The 6,385-nt window shown below is 58.6% G+C and carries 7 protein-coding genes; 6 read left to right on the top strand and 1 reads right to left on the bottom strand.

The features are described from left to right. Together AC1DH9_RS18735 and AC1DH9_RS18730 are read left to right on the top strand one after the other, a co-directional pair. The coding region (locus AC1DH9_RS18735) for an LEA/WHy family protein (protein ID WP_477808563.1) at positions 1-458 on the top strand (458 nt) is incomplete at its 5' end. Between the two features lie 5 nt (positions 459-463). Then, the gene (locus tag AC1DH9_RS18730) at positions 464-682 is read left to right on the top strand and encodes an SEC-C metal-binding domain-containing protein (RefSeq protein ID WP_415765371.1); all 219 of its coding nucleotides are present in this window, start codon (positions 464-466) and stop codon (positions 680-682) included. Between the two features lie 117 nt (positions 683-799). Here the strand turns inward: AC1DH9_RS18730 and AC1DH9_RS18725 are convergent, their stop codons facing one another. Further along, positions 800-1,357 carry a cysteine hydrolase family protein gene (locus tag AC1DH9_RS18725; protein WP_427536902.1) on the bottom strand — a complete coding sequence of 186 codons (558 nt, stop codon included), beginning with the start codon at positions 1,355-1,357 and terminating at the stop codon, positions 800-802. Between the two features lie 209 nt (positions 1,358-1,566). On the opposite strand from AC1DH9_RS18725, the gene AC1DH9_RS18720 reads away from it, so the two are divergent. The 4 genes from AC1DH9_RS18720 to hisM all read left to right on the top strand — a co-directional run. Next, a complete protein-coding gene (locus AC1DH9_RS18720; protein WP_427536904.1) occupies positions 1,567-4,017 on the top strand; it encodes a penicillin acylase family protein in 2,451 nt (816 codons plus the stop codon). A gap of 242 nt (positions 4,018-4,259) precedes the next feature. Then, the gene (locus AC1DH9_RS18715; protein WP_054595992.1) at positions 4,260-5,039 is read left to right on the top strand and encodes a transporter substrate-binding domain-containing protein; all 780 of its coding nucleotides are present in this window, start codon (positions 4,260-4,262) and stop codon (positions 5,037-5,039) included. Between the two features lie 59 nt (positions 5,040-5,098). Continuing rightward, on the top strand, positions 5,099-5,827 hold the full coding sequence (locus AC1DH9_RS18710; RefSeq protein WP_427533518.1) for an ABC transporter permease: 729 nt from the start codon (positions 5,099-5,101) through the stop codon (positions 5,825-5,827). Beyond that, positions 5,824-6,385, top strand: a 562-nt coding sequence (gene hisM / locus AC1DH9_RS18705) for a histidine ABC transporter permease HisM (protein ID WP_477808562.1), incomplete at its 3' end; no start/stop codon positions are given. The genes AC1DH9_RS18710 and hisM, both read left to right, overlap by 4 nt.

The following is a 6,385-nucleotide window of genomic DNA, read 5'->3' as shown; positions in this document are numbered from 1 at the left end:
TTGTCACCCTGTTCATGTTCCTGAGCCTCGGTGGCTGCGCGTCCTGGTTCGCTGATGACAGCCTCGACCCACAAGTCCATCTGCTCAAAGTCGAAGTGGTGCGCGCCAAACTCCTTGAGCAGAAATTCATGCTCTACTTTCGCGTCGACAACCCCAACGACTCCAGTCTTACGGTTCGCGGCCTGGTGTACCGGATTCATTTAAGCGAGTTCCTGCTGGCCGAAGGCGAGGCCAGCGAATGGTTCACCGTCGACCCGAAAAGCAGCAGCTATTTCCAGGTGCCGATCCGCACCAACCTCTGGCAACACCTGCGCGAGGTGGTAAAAATGCTGAAGAAACCCGACCAGCCGATCCCCTATCGCCTGGAAGGAACGCTTCAAACCGGAATATTCATCGGCAATGACGTGCACCTGGCCAATAATGGCGAGATAATTCCCGGCGATTTTATTCCGGAGTAACCTCGATGACCCAGCAACCTCATGTCCATGGCCCTGACTGCAACCACGATCATGACGATCATGACCATCACGACCATCATGATCACGACCATGGCCATGTTCACGGCCCGAACTGCGGCCACGCTCACCAGGAGCCGGTGCGCAACGCGTTGAAAGACGTTGGCCGCAACGACCCTTGCCCATGCGGCAACGGCAAGAAGTTCAAGAAGTGCCACGGCGCTTGATTCTCTAGCCGCACGCATCCCATTGCAGGAGCGTGGCTTGCCCGCGACAGTCGATAACGCGGTCGGCCTGATGTACCGAGGTGCCCCGTTCGCGGGCAAGCCACGCTCCTACAGGTTCTAATCAGCCATCAGAATCTCGGCTGTGCGAATCACCGTCGCATATTCCCCGTGCAGATTGCCCAGCGACATGGCGTGCACCTCCTGCGCCGAATGCTTGTTGCCGAAGAAGTCGAGCTTGTCGAAGGTGTAGCAGGCGTCTTCCACGACCCAGGTATCAAACCCCAGATTACCCGCCGTACGCGCCGTGGACTCGACCGAGTTGTGGGTCGCCACGCCGACAATGATCAGTTGCTCGATCCCCGCCTCACGCAAACCCGCTGCAAGCGTCGTCCCACTGAACGCATCGGGGACCTGTTTCTGGATCACGCGCTCGCCCGAAAACGGTTCGAACCGTTCCTGAAACTCGACACCCGACTGCTGCGGCCAGAACACCGATTCCGGCGAGCGGGACAAGTGCTGCACATGAATCACYGGCCGCGCCATGCGCCGCCATTCGCTCAACAACTCGGCCATCCGCTCCTCGGCGCCTGGATTGTTGCGCGGTCCCAGTTTGGGGTGGTGAATGCCTTTTTGCTGATCGATCAGAATAAGCACTGCGTTGGCGTGAAGTTCCATGGCGATTTTTCTCCTGGCAAACCATCGAAATCCCGACACTTGAGCACCACCTTTTCCAATAGGCAAGTCATGGAACGGTAACCCTGCGCGTCAAATTCTTTGTTTTATCGGACAAACCTTGAAATAAGATCGGCACCCGCTTGCGCGGCCTTCTCCTGCTCACTAACGTAGCGCCTTTATTGCGCCTCTACTCCCGCAGGAGCTTTGCCATGGCCTCGCCAGCCTTTACATCATTTCTTCCCCGGTTCGGCGTTGCCGCAGCAGTGGCCAGTGTGCTCAGCCTCACCGGTTGCCAGACCTGGAATGCCCAGGACAGCCTGCCACCCACCGCAGGCGTGCAGCCGCTCAAAGGGTTGGCGCAGAACGTTTCAGTGCGGCGCAATGCCATGGGCGTGCCGCTGATCGAAAGCAACACCTTCCACGACGCGCTGTTCACCCTCGGCTACGTACACGCCAGTGATCGCATCACCCAGATGGTCACCATGCGTCTGCTGGCCCAGGGTCGCTTGTCGGAGATGTCCGGCGCAGAGATGCTCGACGCTGACCGCTACATGCGCGCAGTCAACCTGAAGAAAAGTGCCGACGAACTCTACAAGGCCTCCTCTCCGCGCCTGCAACGCTTCTTTGAAGTTTATGCCCGCGGGGTCAACGCCTATCTGTTCCGCTATCGCGACAAGCTGCCGTCGGACCTGGCCGCCACCGGCTACAAACCTGAATACTGGAAGCCGGAAGATTCGGCGCTGATTTTCTGTTTGCTGAACTTCAGCCAGTCAGCCAACCTGCCGCAAGAAATCGCTTCGCTGGTGATGGCGCAAACCGTCACGACAGACAAACTCCCGTGGCTGTTGCCGTCGTATCCGGACGAAAAGCTGCCACTCGCCGAAGCTGAAAAGCTTAAAGGCGTGAAGCTCAACGGTACGATCCCGGGCCTGAGCGAACTCAGCAAAGCCGGCGACCAGTTGTCCGCATTGAATCTGCTCGGCGCCACGGCGTCGAGCAACTGGGCAATTGCCCCRCAGCGCAGTCGCAGCGGCAAGAGCCTGCTGGCCAGCGACAGCCAGTTCCCGATTGGCGTGCCGTCGCTGTGGAACTACGTGCAGATCCGTTCACCGAAGTACCAGGCGGCCGGGGTTTCCATTGCCGGCCTGCCGATGGTCCTCGCCGGTTTCAACGGCAAAGTGGCGTGGAGCATGACCGCGGTCATGGGCGATAACCGGGACCTGTTCCTTGAAAAGCTCAAGCGTCAAGGCAATGGCCTGAGCTACGAAGCCGCCGGCAAATGGCAGCCGGTGACGGTTCGTAACGAGACCTACTTCGTCAAAGGCCAGCGGCCGATTCGCGAAGCCGTGTACGAAACCCGCCACGGCCCGCTGCTCAACAGCGCCCAAGGCACCGCACTGGGCGATGGTTTCGGTCTGGCGTTGCAGATGCCGAATTTTACCGACGACAAGAGCCTCGACGCCTTCTTCGACCTGTCCCGTGCACAGAGCGCAGAGAAAGCCTCGGACGCCAGCCGTGAAATCCGCGCTATCGCGCTGAACATGGTGTTCGCCGATGCCGGCCACATCGGCTGGCAAGTCACCGGGCGCTTCCCGAACCGCCGCGAAGGTGAAGGTGGGTTGCCATCACCGGGCTGGGAAGGTCGTTACGACTGGGACGGTTACGCAGACCCGATGCTCCACCCTTATGACCAGGACCCGACCCAAGGCTGGATCGGCACCGCCAACCAGCGGGTCATCCCTCACGGTTACGGCATGCAGCTGTCCAACTCCTGGGCCGCGCCCGAGCGTGGCGAGCGCATCGCCGAACTGGCGGCTGCCGGCAAGCACGACAGCCGCAGCATGATCGCGATGCAATACGACCAGACCACCCTGTTCGCCGCCAAACTGAAAAAGATGTTTGAAGCCCCGGGCATGTCCCAGCCACTCAAACAGGCGATCGACGCACTGCCTGCTGCCGAAGCCGGCAAAGCGCGCGAAGCTTACAGCCGCTTGATGGCGTTCGACGGCAAGCTCAGCCCGACCTCCACCGACGCAGCGATCTATGAACTGTTCCTGCAAGAAAGCATGAAGCAGATCTTCCTCGACGAGCTCGGCCCAGAGTCCAGCCCAACGTGGAAAGCCTTCGTTGCCAACGGCAAATTGTCCTACTCGGCCCAGGCCGACCATTTGCTGGGCCGCGAAGACAGCCCGTTCTGGGATGACCTTCGCACCCAGCAGAAAGAAGACAAACCGACCATTCTCGCCCGTAGCCTGGCTGCGGCCATTACCGCCGGCGAGAGCCAGATGGGCGCCGACCACAAAGCCTGGCAGTGGGGCAAACTGCACCACTACGAATGGAAAAACAGCCGAGGCCAGACCGTACGCGGCGCCATGTCTGCCGGAGGTGACCACACTACGTTGAATGCTGCCGCGTACACCTGGGGTCAGGATTTCAACGTGACGCTGGTGCCGGCCATGCGTTTCATTGTCGACTTCGGCCAGGCCGAACCGCTGATGGGCCAGAACGGCACAGGCCAATCCGGCAACCCGGCCAGCCCGAACTATATCGACAGCATCGACCCGTGGCTCAAAGGTCAATACATGAGCTTGCCGATGCAACCGCAGAACTTCGACAAGGTGTATGGCAAAACACGGTTGACCTTGGTGCCGGGCAAGTAACACGTAGAGCGATCGGTAAAGAGGGAGCTTGCGTCCTCGCTATCGATCGCTCTACTTTGGTGCGGCAAATTGTTCACGCCCGTTTTTGGGCACGATTCCTCTTCAGACGTGTCTTGAATCATCTTTTAAAACGCTTGTTCGGGACTCTGGTTCGGAAATTGCTACTTTCATAAGGTCTTACGCTTTCCAGTAACAATAATTTCGCGCCACAAGCGCTCAAATTGGTTCTTAGGGATTTAATAATGAAAAAAGCATTGCTGACCCTTTCTGCACTGGCGTTGTGCATGGCCGCTGGTTCCGCACTGGCCAAGGAATACAAAGAACTGCGTTTTGGTGTTGACCCTTCCTACGCTCCGTTCGAGTCCAAGGCGGCCGACGGCAGCCTGGTGGGCTTCGACATCGATCTGGGCAACGCGATCTGCGCCGAGCTGAAGGTCAAGTGCAAATGGGTCGAGAGCGATTTCGACGGCATGATTCCAGGCCTCAAGGCCAATAAATTCGATGGCGTGATCTCTTCGATGACCGTCACCGAAGCCCGCGAAAAAGTTATCGACTTCTCCAGCGAGCTATTCTCCGGCCCTACCGCACTGGTCTACAAGAAAGGCTCCGGCATTTCTGACGTGGCTTCGCTCAAGGGTAAAAAGGTCGGCTACGAACAAGGCACCATCCAGGAAGCCTACGCCAAGGCCGTACTGGACAAGGCTGGCGTGACCACTCAGGCCTACGCCAACCAGGATCAGGTCTACGCCGACCTGACTTCCGGTCGCCTGGACGCCTCGATCCAGGACATGCTGCAAGCCGAACTGGGCTTCTTGAAGTCGCCACAAGGCGCAGCTTATGAAGTCAGCAAGCCGGTCAACGATCCTTTGCTGCCAGCCAAAACAGCTGTCGGTATCTCGAAAGGTAACAAAGAGCTCAAAGCCCTTCTCGATAAAGGTATCAAAGCGTTACACGATGATGGCACCTACGCGACCATTCAAAAGAAACACTTTGGTGATCTGAATCTGTACAGCGGCAAGTAAGGCCCCGGCGCCCATCCTCGTGATGGGCGCTTTTTTCACGTTATCAGGTCGCAGATTTTATGTTCGAACAGCTGTTACAAAACCTCGGGCTTTCCGCCTTCAGCCTGCAGGGCTTTGGTCCGCTGCTGATGCAAGGCACCTGGATGACCATCAAATTATCGGTGTTGTCGCTGCTGGTGGCCGTGTTGCTCGGCCTGCTCGGCGCCACTGCCAAACTCTCCAGCGTCAAGTTGCTACGAGTTCCCGCCCAGGTCTACACCACCCTGATTCGCGGCGTGCCGGACCTGGTGCTGATGCTGCTGATTTTCTACAGCCTGCAAACCTGGCTGACCTCCCTTACCGACCTGATGGAATGGGAGTACATCGAAATCAACCCGTTCAGCGCCGGGGTCATCACCCTGGGCTTCATCTATGGCGCGTATTTCACCGAGACCTTTCGCGGCGCGATCCTCGCCGTCCCACGGGGTCAGGTCGAAGCCGCCACAGCTTATGGCCTCAAGCGCGGCCAGCGGTTTCGCTTCGTGGTGTTCCCGCAAATGATGCGCTTCGCCCTGCCGGGCATCGGCAATAACTGGATGGTGATGCTCAAGGCCACCGCGCTGGTGTCGATCATCGGCCTGGCGGACCTGGTCAAAGCGGCACAGGACGCCGGTAAAAGCTCCTATCAACTGTTTTACTTCCTGGTGCTGGCCGCCTTGATTTACCTGCTGATCACCAGCGCTTCGAACTTTGTCCTGCGCAGGCTTGAACGCCGTTATGCCGCCGGTGCCCGGGAGGCCGTACGATGATCGAACTTCTACAGGACTACTGGAAACCGTTCCTTTATACCGACGGTTACCACATTACCGGCCTGGCGATGACCATGTGGCTGCTCAGCGCCTCGATCTTCATCGGTTTCCTGGTGTCGATTCCGCTGTCGATTGCCCGGGTTTCCAACAAGCTCTATGTGCGCTGGCCGGTGCAGTTCTATACCTACCTGTTCCGTGGCACACCGCTGTATATCCAGCTGCTGATCTGCTACACCGGGATCTACAGCCTGGCGGCCGTCCGCGCACAACCGCTGCTCGATGCGTTCTTTCGCGATGCGATGAACTGCACCATCTTAGCCTTTGCCCTGAACACCTGCGCCTACACCACGGAGATTTTCGCCGGGGCGATTCGCAGCATGGCTCACGGCGAAGTCGAAGCGGCGAAAGCCTACGGTCTGACGGGCTGGAAGCTCTATGCCTACGTGATCATGCCGTCGGCGTTGCGTCGTTCGTTGCCGTACTACAGCAACGAAGTGATCCTGATGCTGCACTCGACCACAGTAGCCTTCACCGCCACCGTCCCGGACGTTCTGAAAG

Source organism: Pseudomonas sp. 05T35, assembly GCF_056396605.1.
The sequence above is the reverse complement of the archived record's forward strand: the minus strand, read 5'-3'. Positions and strand labels throughout refer to the sequence as shown.

Coding starts and splice junctions, on each gene's coding strand:
- AC1DH9_RS18730 (WP_415765371.1), top strand. CDS start 464: ATGACCCAGCAACCTCATGTCCATGGCCCTGACTGCAACCACGATCAT.
- AC1DH9_RS18715 (WP_054595992.1), top strand. CDS start 4,260: ATGAAAAAAGCATTGCTGACCCTTTCTGCACTGGCGTTGTGCATGGCC.
- AC1DH9_RS18710 (WP_427533518.1), top strand. CDS start 5,099: ATGTTCGAACAGCTGTTACAAAACCTCGGGCTTTCCGCCTTCAGCCTG.